The organism is Veillonella criceti (assembly GCF_900460315.1).
Taxonomy (GTDB): domain Bacteria; phylum Bacillota; class Negativicutes; order Veillonellales; family Veillonellaceae; genus Veillonella_A; species Veillonella_A criceti.
This window is the reverse complement of sequence record NZ_UHIO01000001.1, coordinates 1,665,400-1,685,594: the sequence shown is the minus strand read 5'-3', so window position 1 is coordinate 1,685,594 and position 20,195 is coordinate 1,665,400. Positions and strand designations below refer to the sequence as shown.

Here is a 20,195-nt window from a genome sequence, read left to right as displayed (position 1 = left end):
AATCCAATGTCAGTATTACTAAAATTCACTGGCAATTATAGCCCCATACGTTGCATTAACACGTCAATTTTAGCTTTCATTTCCGCATTATCTTTTTCTAATTGTGAATAATCAGCTACTAATTTTTCATGCATTGCTTTTATCTGAATATTTTCAGCTTCTAAGATTGCCAATTTATCTTGTAATACATAACTAGAAGAAATTGGGCCTTGGCGATATTCTTCTACAAGCGCTCGTTCCTTTTTGCTATCCCCAAACTTCCAAGTTACCCCTGCATTAGCCATTAACTTACTATTGCCACCATTCATAGCTACCCCTGCACGGAATAACAAGGATTCATGCTTATAATGAGCAAGACCTAACGCAAACGCATTTTCACCACCATAATAGCCATAACCTGCCATAATTTGTGTCGGCTCTAGTGGGTCATACTGAAGTGGACTAAGAGCTGCTAACGCCGCCCCCATCGCATCAGCACGGTTGCTATCTTTTTGCAGTTTGTGAATAGACTGGCTCACTGTATTATTTAATTCACGTAACTGTCCTACATTCGCCGCATCAGTCATATCTTCTCCAGCCGCTACATTCTTAATTACCTTATTATTAGCATTAAGACCTTGTTCATTAATATACGTGGCATCTCCTACTTTGTAAGATTCTGCCTGTATTGTCTTTGTTGTCACTGAATTAACTGTTATGTCCTTATTAAGACTAACGGTTAACGTATTACCATTAGCGATTGTCTGAATGTTACTATCCCCATGCACTTCAACTAGAGGACTATCTTTTGCCACAGTGATTGGTGTTACTGTTTTATCTGCTATGATGGAGAAGTCAAATACACCATCTTTGCCATCTATGCCGTCTTTTCCATTTTTTCCATCTTTTACAACGACAGAATTTTTCTCAGCCGTATCCGGATTAGTGGTAATAGTAGTTTCTCCAGTTTCTTCATTTTTTGATACTTCTACTACAGTTCCATCTTTGCCTGGAATACCAGGAGTGCCAGGAGCTCCATCAACACCTGGCTTAATAACGTTTTTATCAACACCTACTAAAATAACATCTTTGCCATCAGTATTTTTCTGCTTTTCCGCATATAAACCATCGCCAAAGTCAAATATCATCCCATTGACATCGTGATTTGTCACAACTGCACTTCCACCTACATAGGTAGTATCACTTTTTCTACCTTTACTAAGAATAGAAATAGTAGGCTTCACAATCATGCCACTAACAGCTTGTAATTGGGCCACATTAACTGCGTCAGTTGGAGCCATACCAGCTGCTAAATTAGTGATTTGACGCGTATTAGCATCATTCCCTACAGATACAGCCCCTAAAGTGGACTTCCAAATTTTATCTGTTTCAGTAGATGCTTGATTTTTAACTGGATCATAGCCAGATATACCCGCACCAGTTCCTGCTACAGCTTGTGAACCTAAAGCTACCCCATTCTCTACACCACTACTTGCCTTATAGCCAATGGCAATAGCATTATCTCCAGCAATAGAACTATCATTGCCTATAGCCACTGCATTCAACAGTGTATTTTTCAAGGCTGTCTCATCTTTCTTATCTCTAAAACCTAATATAATATTCCCCTTAGCTTTTGAGCCTTCTGTCCCTTTAAGTGTTTGGTTATTACCTATAACAATATTTTCTGTTGCATTTTCAAGGTTATTGTAAGAACCATTAATATAACTATGAGAGACAACTTTACCCGTATTCTCATAACCAGTTATTGCATTAAAAGTAGCAAATGTATTTCCATCAATAACATTAGCTAATTTAGTATTTCCTGAATTTAAATTAACATTGTTAGTCGCGCCAGCACCAGTCAATGTATTCCCTACCCCGGAAATAGTAGAAAATAAGGCATAATCAGCTTTATTAGCACCACCCATAATCCCGACTGAGCCCATCCGATTGTCTTGTGAATACTTACGAAGTGTGTCAGCTAATTCTTTAATTGAATTACTGGCAACCGTTGGTTTTAATGATAACGTACCCAAAAAGGGAACGTTCGTAGACAAAGAGTCCATAATAATTGGACTATTTGGTGTAATATACGAATTAGTAATTTCGTTGCCCGTGCCAAAAATTAAAGCCCCATTACTTTTACTAATGCGGTTGGCTGTACCTACAATATTAGAAGCTGTTCCCGAATACATAAGACCATTTACAGGATCACTAGCAACGCCAAGCAAAGAAGATATATTGGCATTTAATGGTTCATTGCCTTCAATACTATTTAAAGAGCCACTAATACTAGACCCAAAGCCTTGAATGGCGGCCCCTGCATTATGAAGAGCATTCATACCACGGGTTAGCTGATTTCCTACCCAAGATGCCGTTGGTTTATCATACGCTTTTGATATTACATTATAAGAACCATTAATACTCGAAAAATTCCCCATATTAAATGAATTGTCACCAACGGTGGTAGAGCCTACACCAGTCGTTACATCAGAATTCTTTAATTTACCACTATTAGCAATTGCGGTACCACCAATTTTTCCATCCGTTGCTGAAAAATCAAAATCACCAATCTGGCCACGATAATCTCGATTGCCTAGCTCTACATTACCAATCCGCGCATGTGTATCTTGGCCAATAGCAATCCCACCAGTAAGGGCTGTCCTATCACGTCCAAATGTAATAATACTCTCATGATTCCCATTACTCATATTATGAGAGTGAGCATTCGTACCAATAGCAATCCCGCCAATAGCACTGCCTCCCTCATTATTTACCTTAGCCCCGTTACCAATAGCCGTAGCATTCGTTGTATCAGCCTGTGCGTTTACTCCAATAGCCGTGCCATTAATTGCTTTAGCCTGTGCAGCTACTCCAATGGCCAACGCATTAGCTCCTGTTGCCCCGCTTCCATCAATATTACTCCCTGTAGTCACTTCTGGATTCGTTGGACCTATTCCTATAAATTTAGCCCCTGTTTCAGCCCCTTGTACAACACCTGCCGATACTGAAATAGCAGCTAATACTAACACACTTAACGCCCGCTTTTGTTTCATAACAGTCTCCTTACTAAAACTTATACAACTACAACATTTACCCTTTACATAGATTTTAAAATAACTAATATAATAACCTAATACATCATATATATTTATTTTTTACTCTTAAAATAAACTTAATAATTTATTAGGCCATATAAATATATATTAACTTTAATAACTTCTCCTTTCATCTTATTTTAATAAAAATCCATTTTATTATACTTAATAAATTATCAAGAATCTATATCACGACGTATATCATTTTTGAAATATAATGTTAATTTTGTGTTATTTTTTCATCAATAATTAACAATTCGTTAGGTTCTATAATTTATTTTGGGGCGCTAAAGAGAAACGCAAACTGCGTGTCCTCTTGGCGCCTACTTTTTTATATAAAAAAAGACATATTGAATAAAATCCGTTACAATAAAAGCGACGAAACCATTATGAAAGGATGTTTACTCAATATGTCTACACTTAATTATATAGGAAATTTACTCGGAATCAAAGCAGAATATATAAAAAATATGCGTGAAACTAGCTCAGAATACTTACTTTACGTAGAAAGTCCTGTACGTCCTCATAGATGCCCTAATTGCCATTCACAAACTACACGAATAAAAGGCTATACTAACCGAAAAATTCAGCATACTACAACCAATGAAAAAACCATTCTTCTCTTATATCGTCAACGTCGTTATATATGCACGTGCGGACGCACTTTCAATGAAAAAACAGAGTTTTCTTCTCGCTATCTTAGAACAACCCCAAGACTTCGTGAAGTAATATGTCAACAACTCTCTGAAGTAACATCTTACAAAGCTGTGGCTAAGCATTGCCATGTAAGCGTAAACCAAGTACTAAGAGTCTTTAACGAAATTAACTATAGTCGCCCCTCAACACTACCACCTGTACTATCTATTGATGAATTCAAAGGCAATGCAGCTGGTCAAAAATACCAAGTCATTCTTACTGATCCAGAAACGCATAAAATACTAGATATTCTGCCTAAACGAGATACTACGGAACTAGCGAAATACTTTGCTCAATTCCCTAGATATATACGAAATAATGTAAAATACATCACAATGGATATGTCACTTCAATTTCGTTCGGTTATGAAAACTTGGTTCCCTCAAGCTGAAATTGTAGTTGATAGATTTCACTTAATACGGCTAGTTACCTTTGCCTTAGAACGGGTACGCAAAGTAGAGCAAAATCTATTATGCAATGTAAGTCGTACCTTTAAAGCCAATAAACGAGTATTAACTAAACGCTTTGAATCATTAACAGACAAAGAGTTCACTAAGCTTATGGATATGTTTCATTATTCGCCCCGATTACATCGTGCCTATACACTAAAACAATCCTTTTCTCATGTTTTAAAATTCAAAGATAAAGAAAATATTCAATGGGCCATTGATCAATGGCTATCCTTAGTTGAGGCTTCTGAATTACCTGAGTTTCAATCACTCTTAAAAACATTTACATTTTGGAGAACCGAAATTATTAATGCCTTAACATTACCCTATTCCAATGGCTTTACAGAAGGTTGTAACAACAAAATAAAAGTACTAAAGCGGTGTTCGTTTGGTTTACAAAACTTTGAACGATTTCGTAACCGGATTTTATTCATTAATGCTAAAAAAGGACACGCAACAACTGTGTCGCATGTCCTTTCCAAGAGTGCATAATCTCTTTAGCGCCCCAAAATTTGACAAAGAGCCATTCGTTATTCGAAATTACACATTTCTAACTCTCAAAATAAAAAACACCTATAGAAAAATATTGATAAATAATTTCAATTCTTTAAAATTCAAAAGAATTCATTGTTTTATCTATATTTTCTATAGGTGTTATAACATTTTATTAAAACTGTAAAGTTCAAAAATTTTTATAACTGAATTAATATTTTTTTAATTCTTTATTTGCATTTTTCGCAACTATAATTTAGATTTTTATATATTATTACAATAAATAATAACACTTCAATCTGTATATCCCCGTTTTTCCAATGCGCGTTGCCGTTTTTTACAATTTTTTCTAATAGGTCTACAATGATTACCGCACACCTGACAACGACCGTTTTTATCAGTCAACGGGGCATCTAAAGAATCTCCCTTGGTCGATTCAGTGTGATGTTTATTAGATCCACCAAGGTTAGCTACTTTTTTGGCTTTTTTTGAATCGCTGACTCTACAATATCTAATACTTGAAGCACTGCTGAACGGCCCAAATCTTGCATCGTATCCTTCACATCACTGGCTTTTTCTGATACGGTTTGCACGGTTGATTTAGCTTGTTCCATAACTTGACTGGCAGTTTCATTAGCTTTAGCCACAACGTCACTCTTTTTTTCATCAGCTTTAGCTAATATATCAGCAGCCTTTTCCTTTGTCGCGTCTAAGTTATCACAAGCTTTGTTTTTTATTTTTTCCTTTTTCTGTTGCGCTTCTTTCGTCAACGTGCCACTGGCAGTTTCAAAATCTTGATACCATTCTTCACTCAAAGACTCTACATCCTGCTTAGTATGTTTTGCCTTTTTTAATGCCTTTTTACTTTCTTTTTTAGCCTCTTTTGCTAATTTCTTAGCTTCTTTTTTAGCCGTTTTTTGTGCTTTTTTAATCGATTTTTTAGCTTGTTTTGCTAATTTTTTGAATTCTTTCCATTCGGTATGCTGCATAAGATCTTCTACGGTAAGTTGACTTTCATCGCCTTTAGTCAGACCCTTGCTTAACATATTGAAAATATCTTGTAAAAAGATTTCACCTGTTGGAAATTCATCAGCGTCCCTATCATCCTCTCGTTCTACAGCTTGAGCTTCCCCTTTAGGTACAGTTTCCCCTTTAAGTGCTGTTTCTCCTTTAATCGCTGCTGGCACAGTCGTTTCAGAATCAGCTGCTGAACTGGCAATAGCCGCCTTTGTATTCAACACCGCATTCATAGCTACCGCTGAATTTTCTTCGGCCAAAACATTCGTTTCAGAAGTTCCTTGCGTTAAAGGAGCCCAAGGAACTTCTGTATCCCGAGTCTGTCCTGTTGCAGTAACTCCCGAAGTAGCCGACTTAGAATTAGTTAAGTTAGGCTTCGTTTCATTGGCTATGGAGTCAACAGCATTAACCAATGGCCCCTCTGTACGACTCACTACCTCACCATCAGGGCGGGCCACTACAGCACCCTCTTGCCTAGCTGTTACAGTACCACGTTGGCGTTCCGCAATAGCACTCGTTTGCCGTACCGCTAAAGGACGTTCCGACACATCGACATCTGCCAAATCAACTTGATCAATAGCCAATTCTTCATTCGTCAACTCTTCACCTTGACTCTGAAACTCTTCTTCCAACGAGTCATATACATGAAGTTGTGCTAACAAATCTTGTGTTTCACCAATTTCCTGCCATAAACTATCTAATAAGGCTGTATAAAACAAGCGCGACTTTACTTCTTCGTAGGCTTGCTTTGTAATATGTAATTCCTCATATGTTAAATCATCAGCTGCATCCAGCTCTTCAATCATCTGCTGAATGTGACGATCCTCTGCATATTTATGTTGTAATGAACGACGAACCGAATCAATAACAGACTTGCCAATAATGCCATGACGATTATGCATATTCCCAGCTCCTATCTTCTACAAGAAAATCGTGCTACCTCGTGTTACTCATGCTTACAACGACTACCATTTATAATTCTATTTTTTCAACATAGGTACCGTATTACTTGCTAACGGCATTATGTTAACAGTGTAATCTTCACGGCCTAAAAGCTTAGCCGCATGTGTTAGAGCCTCATCAATGGATGTGACTACATCAATCCCTACGCGATCACATGTTGGTTTATTTTCAGGTTTTGTTACTAAAATATGGTGATATTTTTGGAAATCTTCTCCTAAATGTAAAGAAATAAACCCAGGCACAGTAAAACCATTACGAAGTTTGATTTCACGTTCACGAAGGTCACGTGTTTCAAACCAATCAATAAATTCCGCTGGTTCAGCAATGTCATCTAATTCCATAAGCATAATAACAACGCCACCCGGTTTACAAGCACCTACAGCATTAACCTGTGTCTTAACCCCTTGATACAAGTTAATATCTTTTGGATAACCTCCAGCCGTAGCAATAACACAATCAGCTAAAGCACTGATTTCAACACCATAAATTTTTTCAACTAGCTTCGTACCTTCTAACCAAGCATCTTCCCAATGACCACAAACAAACTTAGCGACTTTTCCTTCTGTATTCGCTACACTATTAATTAAGAAATCTGCTTCAACGGCACGGCCATGTTCCATTTGATCGTCATGCATAATATTATGAGAAATATTACCACTCACAATATCAGGGTTTGTACCATCACCCACATTATCCAATAAACATAAGCAATGATTCTTCTGAATCGTTTGATAGGAAGAAATCCCTGGTAAAATGGCTTTACGCCCGCCACCAAAACCAGCCATCAAGTGATATACAATGCCACCCGTTAAAATCAAACGATCCGCATCGAGTGCCAATTCATTGACTTCGATCGGCACGCCATGAGTCGTTTCACCTAAGTGGCGGAATTTACTCTCTGAATTAATGCCACTACTATGTTCAATACGTACGCGATCTACCACTTCATCACCAAACTCAGCACGCGATTCTGCTTCCGTTTGTAAACGATGAGCACCATAAGCAATCAATAAAAAGATTTTTTCATCCGGTACACCCGCTTCATTTAAGTAATTTAACAAGGTTGGTAAGAACGTATGATAACCAATCCAAGCACGCGTAATATCCGATACAACGATGCATACAGATTCATTAGGCTGAACGATTTCATTTAAAGGCGCTGTTCCTGTAGGATTGTTCAAAGACTCTACTAGTGCCGTACCCATATCCTCAATCGCCGGATATTCAGCTCCCTCTACTACATTCAATACTTCCTGCGTTGGTAGATCAAATTCTACATAGCCACGACCATACTTTAGTTTAAATTGTTTCATTGTGATTCTCTTCCTCTCTCTTTTGCTGGTTCGCTCGTTCCCAAAGCGCCCCCTTCATAACAATACCTTCACCAAATTTTGCTTCTAGGCCATCTACTGCCTTTGCTAGGTCTTCCTGAGACGTCTCTTCCTCAAATAGAGATGTCTGCCCCCATGTTTCAGCAAAATCGCTGACAGTTAGCCCTAATAAGCGGATTGGTTTATTAATATTGAGTTTATTATACAACATCATACCTACACGGTATAGTGTTTCTTCACTATCTGTTGCAATCTCAATCCGTTTCTGCCGACTAATCGTTTCAAAATCATTAAAACGAACCTTAATAGCAATAGTTCTGCCCTTTAAATTATGTTGACGTAGCCGTTTAGCCACTTTATGAGCAAAATAATACCATTCACGGTCAATTACTTCTGAATCCTCCAAATCATGCTCATAAGTCAATTCATTACCAATCGAATGAATTTGTCGCTCATATTCAACCGGTCGTTCATCGATACCACGGGCCATATCGTATAAGCGTTTAGCTTGATTCCCAACAATCGATTTTAAGGCCCCTTCATGAGGTAATGCTGCCAATTGACCAATTGTATAAAAGCCAGCAGCCTGTAAACGTTTCTCCATATGGCGTCCCACACCCCACAGTCGTTTCACTGGTAAAGGTGCTACAAACTGAGCTTCCTGCCCATAGGGTATCACCACAAGACCATTGGGCTTTTTAATATCAGAAGCTAGTTTTGCTAAGTATTTATTAGGTGCCACCCCTACCGAAGCTATGAGACCGGTAGCCTTCCATATATCGTCTTTAATCGCTTTACCTAACGCATACGGACCCGTAAATTGGCCATGAAGACCTGTTACATCTAAAAAGGCCTCATCTAAAGACAAAGGTTCAATATAAGGTGTATAACGGTGCATAATTTCATGGACTTGTTCAGAAATTGCATGATACACAGCAAAACGAGGCCTTAGATAAATCCCATCAGGACACAACTCTTTAGCTTTAACTATACTCATGGCAGAGTGAACCCCTAATTTACGGGCCTCATAGGAAGCGGTTGCTACGACCCCACGCGAAGAAAGGCCGCCAACGATTACCGGGCGGCCTCTATACTCAGGATTATCACGTTGTTCCACCGATGCATAAAAAGCATCCATATCGACATGCATAATCCAACGTCTCATAATGACTCCTATTATTCTGGCTTGTCTTCTAAGCGACAGTATTTAATCTGAGCACAAATACATTCATCTTTAGTTTTATACAATTCAGGCAAAATTTTTACCAACTCATCAAATGTGGTTTCATTAATTGAATACCGTGTCCATAAACCATTACGCTGTGAATTAACAACACCGGCATCAATGAGAATTTTCATATGATAGCTCAACGTGGATTGAGACAGATTAAAACTTGCTAAAATGTCACAAGCACATAATTCATTACATGACAACATGTCGATTATATGCAATCTAGTCTCATCACTTAACGCCTTAAAAATACTCGCCAATCTCTCGTATGATACTTCCATACCCAATACTCCTTTTACTTAACCCTAGCCTTTCATTCCTTAACCTTTATTCTATGCTATCTATTATATACTATATTCTCCAATAAATCTAATAATTTCAATCCACCAAGTTTTCGATAATAATCATGAATAAAAATGTTAACTTATAAATACTTATACAAGCTACTTTTTTCGCTTATGATGAACATTATTATCAATATTTTGAATATCATACTATATTAATTGGTTTTTCACTAATCGTTACTATTAGGATAGAAAAAACCAGCGGTCGAGACTCTCTCGTACCGCCGGTTTTTGAGGAAAAGGGATTAAACTAATCTATGACAGTCAATCGTGCAAAGGGGGAGGGACGCACTCATGACTTATTTATATTATAGCTTACCTACTAAATCCAAACCTGGTTTCAATGTATCTGCACCTGGTTTCCATTTTGCTGGACAAACTTGATCACCATGTTTTGCTACAAACTGGGCCGCCTGTACTTTACGAACCAATTCGTCAGCAGAACGGCCAATGCCCATATTATGAATTTCAGCAGTTTCTACTTTACCTTCTGGGTTAACTACGAAAGAACCACGATATGCACGCCCTTCAGCCTCAGAGAATGTTTCAAAGAAATCAGCTAATTCATGCTTCTGGTCTGCTAACATAGTGTACTGAATTTTAGCAATGTTAGGAGAGGCGTCAGCCCATGCTTTATGTACGAATTCAGAGTCAACAGATACGGAGAATACTTCTACACCCATATCCTGTAATTCTGCATAATGAGATTGCAAATCTTCAAGTTCTGTAGGACAAACAAATGTAAAGTCAGCTGGATAAAATACGAATACGCTCCATTTACCAACTACATCTGCTTTAGTTACGGTTACTACATCTGGATTTCTAAAACCCTGTAAGGAAAATTCTGGAAGTTCTTTACCAATAATTGCCATGTGTGAGTCACTCCTTATTAGCTACTATACGACGATAAACTATCAATCATTATTAATTGATAGATATTAACAACAAATAATCTCTATCGATTATGTATTTATCATACACTACACAACGAAAAAAATCAATCTAAATTCGAAATTCTCTTATGCAATCTATGAAATAAGGCGACACAATTTTGCAATCATGCCGCCTTTATAGTGCTATATATTACAATAATACGCACTCTATTATCTATGAGCCCTAGTAATCGTTACTTAAGTTCATAATAATTAATTTACTATTCTATTTTACTAAGCCTTTCGCCACTAAGAAGTTATGAGCCACTTCTTTAGGACTCTTATGCTCTACGTCTACTTGATAATTTAACTCACGCATTGTATCTGTATCCAAAGTAGCCATCATACGATCGATAACACCTTGTAACTCAGGATGGGCTTCTAAAGTATCTTCACGAACCAATGGCACGCCATAATATGGCGGGAAGAATCCTTTATCGTCTTCTAGCACTGTTAAGTTATATTTCTTCAACAAACCATCCGTAGAGAACGCATCGACTACCTGCACATCACCACTGCTTAACGCAACATAACGAGTGGCTCCGTCAATCCCTTTAGCATCTTTAAAGGTAAAGCCATACTCTTTCTGTACGCCTAGTAAGCCATCTTGACGATTCAAAAATTCAAGAGTAGTCCCTGCATTTAACGAACTTGCTACTTGGCTTAACTCGCTCATAGTGTGCAAGTTATACTCTGTAGCAATCTTCGGATCTACTGCTAATGTATACGTATTACTAAAAGGCGCGGCTGCTAATAATGCAATGTTATACTTGTCTGCTAATTCTTGCTTAGTCGTGTTATACACTTGATTAGCATCACTCACGGGCTCATGTTTCAAAATGTCTACATACGCTGTACCCGTATAGTCAATATACGCATCTAAATCGCCTTTTTCCATGGCACTAAATAATACTTGTGTACCACCAGCGCCTAGATGACTTTCTACTTTAATATCTGTATTTTTTTCAATCATTTCAGATAACATATTACCAAGAACTAACTGCTCAGTAAATTGCTTACTACCAATGCGAATTGTATTTGGATCTTTTACAAAACTACTATACACATTATTACCAAACATAACCGCCAATAGAACGACTACAATGCCCACGCTCCATTTTTGGCGACGTCGTCTAGCTGTAAGCGTTGCCCGTGTTTTCAACAACTCAGGTTGCAAACTAACGGGTGTTACTAAGGACTCTACTTGTGATAATATCCAATCAATCGCAAGGGCCAAGATACACGCCGGAATAGCACCAGCTAAAATCATGCCATTATTAACCGAACTAATACCACTAAATACCAAGAAGCCAAGACCACCTGCACCGATAAAGGCCGCAATTGTCATAAGACCAACGGCGGTAACCGCTGAAATTCGTACCCCGGCCATTAACATAGGCAATGTCAACGGTAACTGCACTTTCCATAAAATCTGCTGACGAGTTAAACCAATACCACGGGCCGCTTCAATCGTTCCCGATGAAATCTGGCTAATCCCAATGTAGGTATTTTTAACAATCGGTAGTAACGAATATAAAAATACGACAATAACCGATGGCAATGTACCAATCCCGAGTAGAGGAATGGCGAAACCCAATAAGGCCATACTCGGTACAGCTTGAATTAAATTAGTGGCCCCCATGATTGGCTTATTTAAGGGTTTCACATAACTAATCAAAATGCCTAGTGGCAAGCCCACTATAATCGCTAAACCTACGGCAATAGCCGTTAACTGAATATGCTCTAATAAAAGACGCATAATCTGATCTGTATTTTCAAACATATAACTAAATATACCCAATTATATTACCTCCGCATCATCGACATACTGACTCCCTAAGGTAGTAATTAAACTACTTTGTGTAATAACGCCAGCAAGGCGTTCGGAATCGTCTAATACAAGCATATACGGACGGTGTAGGGTCTGAATTGTCTCTACTACGTCTAACAAAGAATCCCCAATATGAGCTACGGTTTGCGGCTGTGCCATAATTTCACTTACTGGCCCTTGCAAACTATCTTGCTCACGAATCATGCGGGCATTGACAAGCCCTCTGAAACGACGAGTACCACGATCTACAATAATAAGGAAATCTTGCGGAATATCCTTAATTTTCTTCATACAACGCAATAAACTATCACTAGGATAGCCAATATTAGTTGCTTCAATCATAATATCTTCTGCTTTAATAAATTCTGGCGAGTTCCAAATCCGGTTTTTACCGATAAAACTTTCTACATAAGGTGTAGCGGGGTTGCGTAAAATTTGTTCCGGTGTATCGTATTGTTCCACGTGACCTTCACGCATTAAACAAATGCGGTCAGAAATCTTAATAGCCTCATCCATATCATGAGTAACAAAGACAATTGTTTTCTTTAACGTTTCTTGCAAACTACGTAATTCATCCTGCAAAGATACACGCGTAATCGGGTCAATCGCCGAGAATGGTTCATCCATCAAAATAACATCAGGATCCACAATAAGGGCCCGAGCCACGCCTACACGCTGCTGTTGACCACCAGATAACTCCACGGGGTACCGCTCAAGCAAATCATGAGATAAATCAACTAAATCCATCATTTCCTTAATCTTTTCTGTACGCCCTTCTTGTGGCATCTTATGAAGATCCATGACTAATTCTAAATTTCTACGAATTGTCATATGAGGGAATAAACCAGTCTGTTGAATAACGTAACCAATTTTGCGACGTAACGCTACTGGTTCTATATCGTGAACGTTTTCACCATTCACAAAAATATCGCCACCTGTAATAGGAATTAGGCGATTAATCATTTTAAGTAATGTTGATTTACCACAACCACTACCACCGATAAGTGAAACAATCTCACCATCAGGAATGGATAAGGTAATATCATGTAATACTTCTTTTTTACCATATCGTTTTTTTACATTTTTTATTTCTATCATGTAATACCTCCCTAAAGTAACAACTTAATTATATCATCAAGTTGTTACTTAGGTCAAATATCGACTTTTATAAATATAGAATATTGTAGATTACCTAATCGCATAATTGTCGCTTATAAATGCTAAACTAGCATACAAAAAAAGGCACCCAACTAGTGTTGAGCGCCCTTTTGCGTTATGTTGTATAAAATAAATATTAAATTATAAGTGAAACAAAACTATAGCCTACGATAAAGCTAGTTACCTACTACTCGTCTGTTTCATTAGCACCATATAAAAAGCGTTCCAATCGTGGCCAACTATCAGCAGGTCCAATAAAATATATCTCTTCCCCAGCTGTAAAAGTTGCATACGGCCCTGGCGATATAATCATGGTTTTATCCTGTGACTCAATTGCTACAATGGTTACCCCCGTATGCTGCCACAACTGGATGGAGCCTATTGACTGCCCTATATAATGACACGCCTCAGTAATCGCCATCTTCATGGGTTGCAATGGATTTTTATACTGGTAATGCCCTACTGATTCACTTAATTTCTGGATTGTGTTCTTTAAGGTCTGCATCGATTTTGTTTGTTCTTCAATTTGCCGTGCCAAATCTTGGCGCAACGAATCAACCGAATCAAAATCATTAAACTGCATCCGAAATTGTTCTGCTTTCTCTTTAGAAAGCACTGTACAACCGCTCCCCTTAGTCACTTCTACAATACCTAAATCAGCTAGCAATGCAATCGCGCGTCGTGACGTTTCAGGGGATACGCCATAATGAACGGATAAGGCAGAGCGAGCAAAAATTCGCTCCCCTTCCTTATAGCCACCAGAAACAATTTTACCAGCTACATCAGCAGCAATTTGTTGATATCGAGCCGTGCGTACCGTTTTACGCACTGTTACATACCTTTGAGTTTCAAAATAGCATCCACAAAACCTTTAAATAGTGGATGTGCTTTAGTCGGACGAGATTTTAATTCAGGGTGGAATTGAACCCCTACAAACCAAGGATGATCCGCCACTTCCACACATTCTACTAAACGATTATCAGGAGATGTCCCACTAATCACCAATCCTTTTTCTGTCAATAATTGACGGAACGCATTGTTAAATTCATAACGATGACGATGACGTTCGTAAATTAAATCTTCACCATAGGCTTCGCGTACTTTAGTGCCTTCCACAGTTTTACATGGATATACGCCAAGACGCATAGTGCCACCTTTCTGGTCTACATCCACTTGATCTGGCATCAAGTCAATAACAGGATTGGCTACCCCTTCATCAAATTCCGTAGAGTTAGCCTCAGCTAAGCCAGCTACGTGACGAGCAAATTCCATAACCGCTGTCTGCATCCCAAGACATAAGCCAAGATATGGCACCTTATTTTCACGGGCATACTGGATGGTACGGATTTTACCTTCCACACCACGATAGCCAAAGCCACCAGGTACTACAATCCCATCAACATCTTTGTAAATATCCGTTACATCACAATCATTTTCTTCCAACTCTTCAGCATCTACCCATTTGATGTTTACTTTCGTATCTGTAGCAATTCCTGCATGGGTCAAGGCTTCCGCTACACTTAGATACGCATCATGAAGGGCTACGTATTTACCAACCAAAGCAACTGTAATTTCCTTGTTTGGATGTAGAATCTTGGCTACCATTTCTTTCCAAGCTTCCATATCGGCTGCCACTTCTGGCAATTGTAATTTCTTAACTACAATATCATCAAGGCCCTCTTCTTGCATCATCAAAGGCACTTCGTAAATCGTATTGCAAGTGCGGTTTTCAATAACAGCCTCAGGATCAATATCGCAGAATAAAGCTAATTTTTCTTTCATTTCATCTGAAATATGTTTTTCCGTACGGCATACGATAATATCTGGCTGAATACCAATACTGCGCAATTCTTTAACACTATGTTGGGTTGGTTTTGTTTTCAATTCCCCAGCAGCACTGATGTAAGGCACTAATGTTACATGAATATACAATACATCATTACGGCCTACTTCTTTTTTAACCTGACGAATGGCTTCTAAGAATGGCAAGCTTTCAATATCACCAACTGTACCACCAATTTCAGTGATAACTACATCAGCATTGTCTTCTTTACCTACACGATATACGTTTTGTTTAATTTCGTTCGTAATATGAGGGATAACCTGAACAGTACCGCCTAAATAATCCCCTTTACGTTCTTTGTTAATAACAGACCAATATACTTTACCAGCTGTTACATTGGAGCGTTTCCCTAAGTTAATGTCGATGAAACGTTCGTAGTGACCAAGGTCAAGGTCTGTTTCAGCGCCATCATCAGTAACGAATACTTCCCCGTGTTGATACGGACTCATCGTACCTGGGTCAATGTTGATATAAGGATCAAATTTTTGAATCGTTACATTTAAGCCACGATTCTTAAGCAAACGACCTAAGGACGCTGCCGTAATCCCTTTACCTAACGATGAAACAACCCCACCCGTTACGAAAATATACTTTGTTGCCATGATTCCTCCCAAAGCTATGAATGGTATATACACACTACCGCCGCACTGCGATAGTTATTAAAAACTAATTGATGCAACGATTCGTTGCTTTTAAAACACATTGCCCCAACGGCTTACATCTTTTCAGGTGCTGAAATACCTAAGATTCCAAGACCATTGCGTAATACAGCGGCAATCCCAGTAATTAATCCTAAACGCGCTTGTTGCAATTCACTATCTACGCCCATAATACGGCCTTGTTTGTAGAACGAATGGAACAAGCTAGCCAAGTCATAAAGGTAACGAGCAATACGATGTGGCGCCCGATGTTCGGCAGCCAAGCGAATTTCTTCTGGATATGCGCCTAATTTTTTAATAATATCTAACTCTAATTCACTAGTTAAGGTATCAAATTTAACGCCTGCCCAGTCACCATATTTAATCCCTGCTTCTTTAACTTGGTTAAAAATACTGTGAATACGCGCATGAGCATATTGAATATAATACACTGGATTGTCATTGCTCTTAGAGGCCGCTAAATTAATATCAAAATCTAACTGACTATCTAACGAACGCATGAGGAAGAAATAACGAGCTGCATCTACGCCTACTTCTTCAATCAATTCATCAAGAGTTACAGACTGACCTGTACGTTTTGACATTTTAACAAGTTCTCCATCACGGTATAAAGCTACCATCTGAAGCAAGAGGATTTCTAATCGATTAGGATTATAACCAAGCGCTTCCATAGACGCTTTTACACGAGTCACATACCCATGATGGTCAGCACCCCAAATGTTAATCATCTTCTGGAATCCACGTTCAAATTTATTGCGATGATATGCAATATCTGATGCTAAATATGTAGGCTCTCCATTTTCACGAATAACGACACGATCTTTGTCATCGCCATATCGAGTGGAAGCAAACCATAAAGCCCCGTCTTTTTCATACACATCGCCTGTATCTTTTAAGAACTGAATCGCTTTATTGACTTCACCACTCTTATGTAAAGAACGTTCGCTAAACCAACGATCAAATTCTACATTAAAATTACGAAGACTTACACGCAAGCCATTTAATTTTTCTGTTAAACCAAATTCTTTAAAGAATGGTAACCGTTCTTCATCAGATAAAATGGCAAAGAAATCACCACGCCAATTAATAATGCTCTGCGCCGTTTCTACAATATCCTGACCATGATAGCCATTTTCAGGAAATTCGCTCTTCATATCCAACAATTCTAAATAACGAGCATTGATAGATTTGGCTAAATTGTCAATTTGGTTACCTGCATCATTGATATAATATTCAGCTTCTACATTATAGCCAGCTGCGCGCAACAAATTAACAAGAGCACTCCCATACGCAGCCCCACGACCATGACCTACATGAAGAGGGCCCGTTGGATTGGCACTTACATATTCTACTTGGACAGTATCTTCTTGACGAATTGGTTGTGTACCATAGCAAACACCTTGTTCTAGCACATTTTTCAAAGTGTCATAGACCATATCATTTTTTAAGAAGAAATTAATAAAGCCAGCGCCTGCTTTTTCCGCTTTATCTAACCAATCATAATCCATATTAGCAATGATAATATCTGCAATAGCCGCTGGATTCATACGCGCCACCCGTGCCGATTGCATAGCAATATTGGTAGAAAAATCACCAAATTCTTTCTGTGGTGGTACTTCTAGCACTACTTCAGGGTATGTCCCTTCTGGCAATGTGCCCGCAGCCAACGCTTTTGCTAATGCAGCCTCAATTCCTTGCTTGAGCTTGTCCTTTAGTTCCATACTCTAAGTCCTCCTGTAAGTTAATATCAAGTTGGTTGTAATATTGCCACTCACCACCAACAGAAATGTCATAGCCTAAATGAATCGAACCGACACCATCATGTAACGATGCATCTAATTCATGCGTCTTAAAAGCCATATGCAGTTCACCAAAAGGTGTTTCATACACCGTCTGTCGTGTCTCACCCAGCACATATTCATGACGCATAGAAACCTTACCATTGCGAATCAATACAATAGAATGCGGTTTTAATTTAATCGTTGTATGGGAACCATCCATACCAGATAATTCGGTTTCACTATACATAATATATTTTGTATCATTTTTCTCGTGATATTCACCGGGAGAAACCATTTCAATGACCGTGTCTTTCCCGTCAGCATCACGCTGCGTGCTTTTCACGCCAACTAAAACGCGCTTCATCGAAGTCCTCCTTCCGCGTTTTTATATCCCACTTCATAGTTTATTTTTATAAACTATACATCAGTTCATTATACCATAGAAAACAGGGAATTTTAAGAAATTTATTTACAGATATACTCGCTTAATCAGCCCTCTCTACTTCCTTCGTAGAGCTATCTTGAAACGTGCACTTTTGACTCGCCAGCAAATTATCAATAGCCGTCGGATGAGCCTTTACAAAGGCAGCCACTAAAGCGCGCTTTTGTTCCCTAGGCATCCGTTTCACTTGATATTCCATGGATTGGGCCTCTTGTTTTCGCTGAAACGACGTATACCATACTAATTTCACAGGGCGCCTAGCCCTTGTATACTTAGCACCCCCAGGCAACTGGCCATTATGCTTAGCTACTCGCTGCACCAAATCCGTAGTCCACCCCGTATACAGCGATCCATCTGAACACTCAACCATATACGTGTAAAACCCTTCTTTACTCATAAGTACCTCATTTAGCGCTACCTTGTGTATCGGTAATCGGTTCCAATGTAATGGACTTAATCACAACGGGTTCTATCGGTTTATCTTTTTTATCGGTTGCTACTTTACCAATTTTGGCCACCACATCCATACCTTGGGTCACGACACCAAAAATAGTGTGTTTATTGTCTAACCACGGTGTGGGGCCTAAGGTAATAAAGAACTGCGCGCCCCCCGTATCAGGGCCACGATTCGCCATGGCTAACAATCCCATTTTATTAAAATGTAAGTCATTCACAAATTCATCAGGAATCGTATAGCCCGGGCCACCTTTACCATCATCGCCACCTTGAATCATAAAATCATCAATAACGCGATGGAATGTTAAATCTTTATAATAGCCTTGGTTAACTAAATAATCAAAGTTTTTAACCGTAATTGGTGTTTTAGTGCCATATAGGCGGACTTTAAACGTACCTTCCGACGTTTCAAATACAGCATAGTGATCTTTAACTGGCGTAGCATCCAACGTAGGTGCCTGTAATTGAGTTGTTGCAGGCTCAGTTGAGCCTTGAGCCGCACTATCAGCACTACTACTTTGACTAGCACCACAAGCACTAGTCACTAATAACGCTACCCCCAGTAGCCCTGCGGTACACAAACGTCGCCAATTTCCGTATCGTTTCATTAGTTTCATTCGTATCTCCTATATATGAAAAACCGCTCACAAACAATATGAGCGGTACTTTTGACATTTCATTATAACATAGACTATTAAATTATGCTAGTAAGACTCTCTTAAATCCAGCCAAAATTTTTGCACGCTTCATAAATCCCATCTCGTTTACAATCAGATGTAATATAATCGGCGGCTGCTTTCAATTCTTCACGACCATTGCCCATGGCAATATTAAGCCACTCCGGACTGAACATCGATAAATCATTATAGCCATCACCAAAGACAACAACATCTTCTGGTTTCATGCCATAATGGGCAATCATACGACGTACCCCTTCTGCCTTTACCATAGGTTCAAACAAAATGCAGTTTTCACCATAGCGAATCAAATCCGTCGTCATATGAACAACTTGTTTGCGTTCTTCTTGTTCCGGTGTCATAAAGGCATAAATCTTATAAAAATGCTCAACTTGTCGATAATCAAAGGTTGGATCATACACGGTCTTAAATACATCCCAATCAGGATGCCATTGTAGCACCGTTTCATACGGCGTAACCCGCACGAGTTCATTCACATCCGTCACAGCCCAATGCAAACCACGTTCTTCTAAATGTGTTATATAACGAACACAGGCCTCGCGATCCATACCTTCCATAAATATAATCTCATTATTGATAGTTACGCTCTTGCCACCATCCGCTACAAAATCTGTTACATTGGCTAAATCAGCAAAGCGTTTAGCATCTTTTTGTAAGCGCCCGGTCGCTAACGCCACTCGATGACCATTAGCTTTCAACGTATCCAAAGTTTCTTGCGCACTCGCTGGAATAATACCATCTGGCCAAACTGCTAGCGTATTATCAATGTCAAAAAAGAAAAATTTCTTTTTCATC

At 38.8% G+C, this 20,195-nt stretch carries 16 protein-coding genes; 1 reads left to right on the top strand and 15 read right to left on the bottom strand.

The window, feature by feature from the left end:
• Nucleotides 1–35 precede the first annotated feature (35 nt).
• Nucleotides 36–3,035 carry a YadA-like family protein gene (locus DYE54_RS07500; protein ID WP_115310652.1) on the bottom strand — a complete coding sequence of 1,000 codons (3,000 nt, stop codon included), beginning with the start codon at nucleotides 3,033–3,035 and terminating at the stop codon, nucleotides 36–38.
• A gap of 452 nt (nucleotides 3,036–3,487) precedes the next feature.
• Between DYE54_RS07500 and DYE54_RS07495 the strand changes: the two genes are divergently transcribed.
• Nucleotides 3,488–4,714 (top strand): ISL3 family transposase, encoded by a 1,227-nt coding sequence (locus DYE54_RS07495; RefSeq protein WP_115309476.1) that lies wholly within the window; start codon nucleotides 3,488–3,490, stop codon nucleotides 4,712–4,714.
• 470 nt (nucleotides 4,715–5,184) lie between these two features.
• On the opposite strand, the gene DYE54_RS07490 is transcribed toward DYE54_RS07495, so the two are convergent.
• The 14 genes from DYE54_RS07490 to DYE54_RS07425 all read right to left on the bottom strand — a co-directional run bounded on the left by DYE54_RS07490 (nucleotide 5,185) and on the right by DYE54_RS07425 (nucleotide 20,194).
• On the bottom strand, nucleotides 5,185–6,633 hold the full coding sequence (locus DYE54_RS07490) for an ATP synthase subunit B family protein (protein ID WP_115310651.1): 1,449 nt from the start codon (nucleotides 6,631–6,633) through the stop codon (nucleotides 5,185–5,187).
• 78 nt (nucleotides 6,634–6,711) lie between these two features.
• Complete coding sequence (larAH10, locus tag DYE54_RS07485) at nucleotides 6,712–8,007, bottom strand: NPN-dependent 2-hydroxyacid racemase, LarAH10 family (protein ID WP_115310650.1); 1,296 nt, start codon at nucleotides 8,005–8,007, stop codon at nucleotides 6,712–6,714.
• Nucleotides 7,994–9,190, bottom strand: a complete 1,197-nt coding sequence (locus DYE54_RS07480) for a DNA polymerase IV (RefSeq protein WP_115310649.1) — start codon at nucleotides 9,188–9,190, stop codon at nucleotides 7,994–7,996. The genes larAH10 and DYE54_RS07480 overlap by 14 nt, the downstream gene beginning before the upstream one ends.
• An 11-nt stretch (nucleotides 9,191–9,201) precedes the next feature.
• Nucleotides 9,202–9,537, bottom strand: a complete 336-nt coding sequence (locus tag DYE54_RS07475) for an ArsR/SmtB family transcription factor (protein ID WP_115310648.1) — start codon at nucleotides 9,535–9,537, stop codon at nucleotides 9,202–9,204.
• A gap of 371 nt (nucleotides 9,538–9,908) precedes the next feature.
• Nucleotides 9,909–10,472, bottom strand: coding sequence for an alkyl hydroperoxide reductase subunit C (gene ahpC / locus DYE54_RS07470; RefSeq protein ID WP_115310647.1), 564 nt, complete (start codon nucleotides 10,470–10,472; stop codon nucleotides 9,909–9,911).
• A gap of 286 nt (nucleotides 10,473–10,758) precedes the next feature.
• Nucleotides 10,759–12,333, bottom strand: coding sequence for an ABC transporter permease/substrate-binding protein (locus DYE54_RS07465; RefSeq protein WP_218564763.1), 1,575 nt, complete (start codon nucleotides 12,331–12,333; stop codon nucleotides 10,759–10,761).
• On the bottom strand, nucleotides 12,334–13,461 hold the full coding sequence (locus tag DYE54_RS07460) for an ABC transporter ATP-binding protein (RefSeq protein ID WP_115310646.1): 1,128 nt from the start codon (nucleotides 13,459–13,461) through the stop codon (nucleotides 12,334–12,336). It abuts the gene before it with no gap.
• 247 nt (nucleotides 13,462–13,708) lie between these two features.
• Entirely contained in the window at nucleotides 13,709–14,350 is a 642-nt protein-coding gene (locus DYE54_RS07455) for a GntR family transcriptional regulator (RefSeq protein ID WP_115310645.1), read from the bottom strand.
• A gap of 2 nt (nucleotides 14,351–14,352) precedes the next feature.
• Nucleotides 14,353–15,966: a CTP synthase gene (locus tag DYE54_RS07450; protein ID WP_115310644.1), complete on the bottom strand. Its 1,614-nt coding sequence runs from the start codon at nucleotides 15,964–15,966 to the stop codon at nucleotides 14,353–14,355.
• Between the two features lie 113 nt (nucleotides 15,967–16,079).
• A complete protein-coding gene (argS, locus tag DYE54_RS07445; RefSeq protein WP_115310643.1) occupies nucleotides 16,080–17,744 on the bottom strand; it encodes an arginine--tRNA ligase in 1,665 nt (554 codons plus the stop codon).
• Nucleotides 17,710–18,168 (bottom strand): YwiB family protein, encoded by a 459-nt coding sequence (locus DYE54_RS07440; RefSeq protein ID WP_115310642.1) that lies wholly within the window; start codon nucleotides 18,166–18,168, stop codon nucleotides 17,710–17,712. The genes argS and DYE54_RS07440 overlap by 35 nt, the downstream gene beginning before the upstream one ends.
• A gap of 121 nt (nucleotides 18,169–18,289) precedes the next feature.
• The gene (locus DYE54_RS07435) at nucleotides 18,290–18,643 is read right to left on the bottom strand and encodes a GIY-YIG nuclease family protein (protein ID WP_115310641.1); all 354 of its coding nucleotides are present in this window, start codon (nucleotides 18,641–18,643) and stop codon (nucleotides 18,290–18,292) included.
• A gap of 7 nt (nucleotides 18,644–18,650) precedes the next feature.
• Nucleotides 18,651–19,319, bottom strand: coding sequence for a peptidylprolyl isomerase (locus DYE54_RS07430; protein ID WP_422822091.1), 669 nt, complete (start codon nucleotides 19,317–19,319; stop codon nucleotides 18,651–18,653).
• A gap of 101 nt (nucleotides 19,320–19,420) precedes the next feature.
• Nucleotides 19,421–20,194 (bottom strand): HAD family hydrolase, encoded by a 774-nt coding sequence (locus DYE54_RS07425; RefSeq protein ID WP_115310640.1) that lies wholly within the window; start codon nucleotides 20,192–20,194, stop codon nucleotides 19,421–19,423.
• Nucleotide 20,195 lies beyond the last annotated feature (1 nt).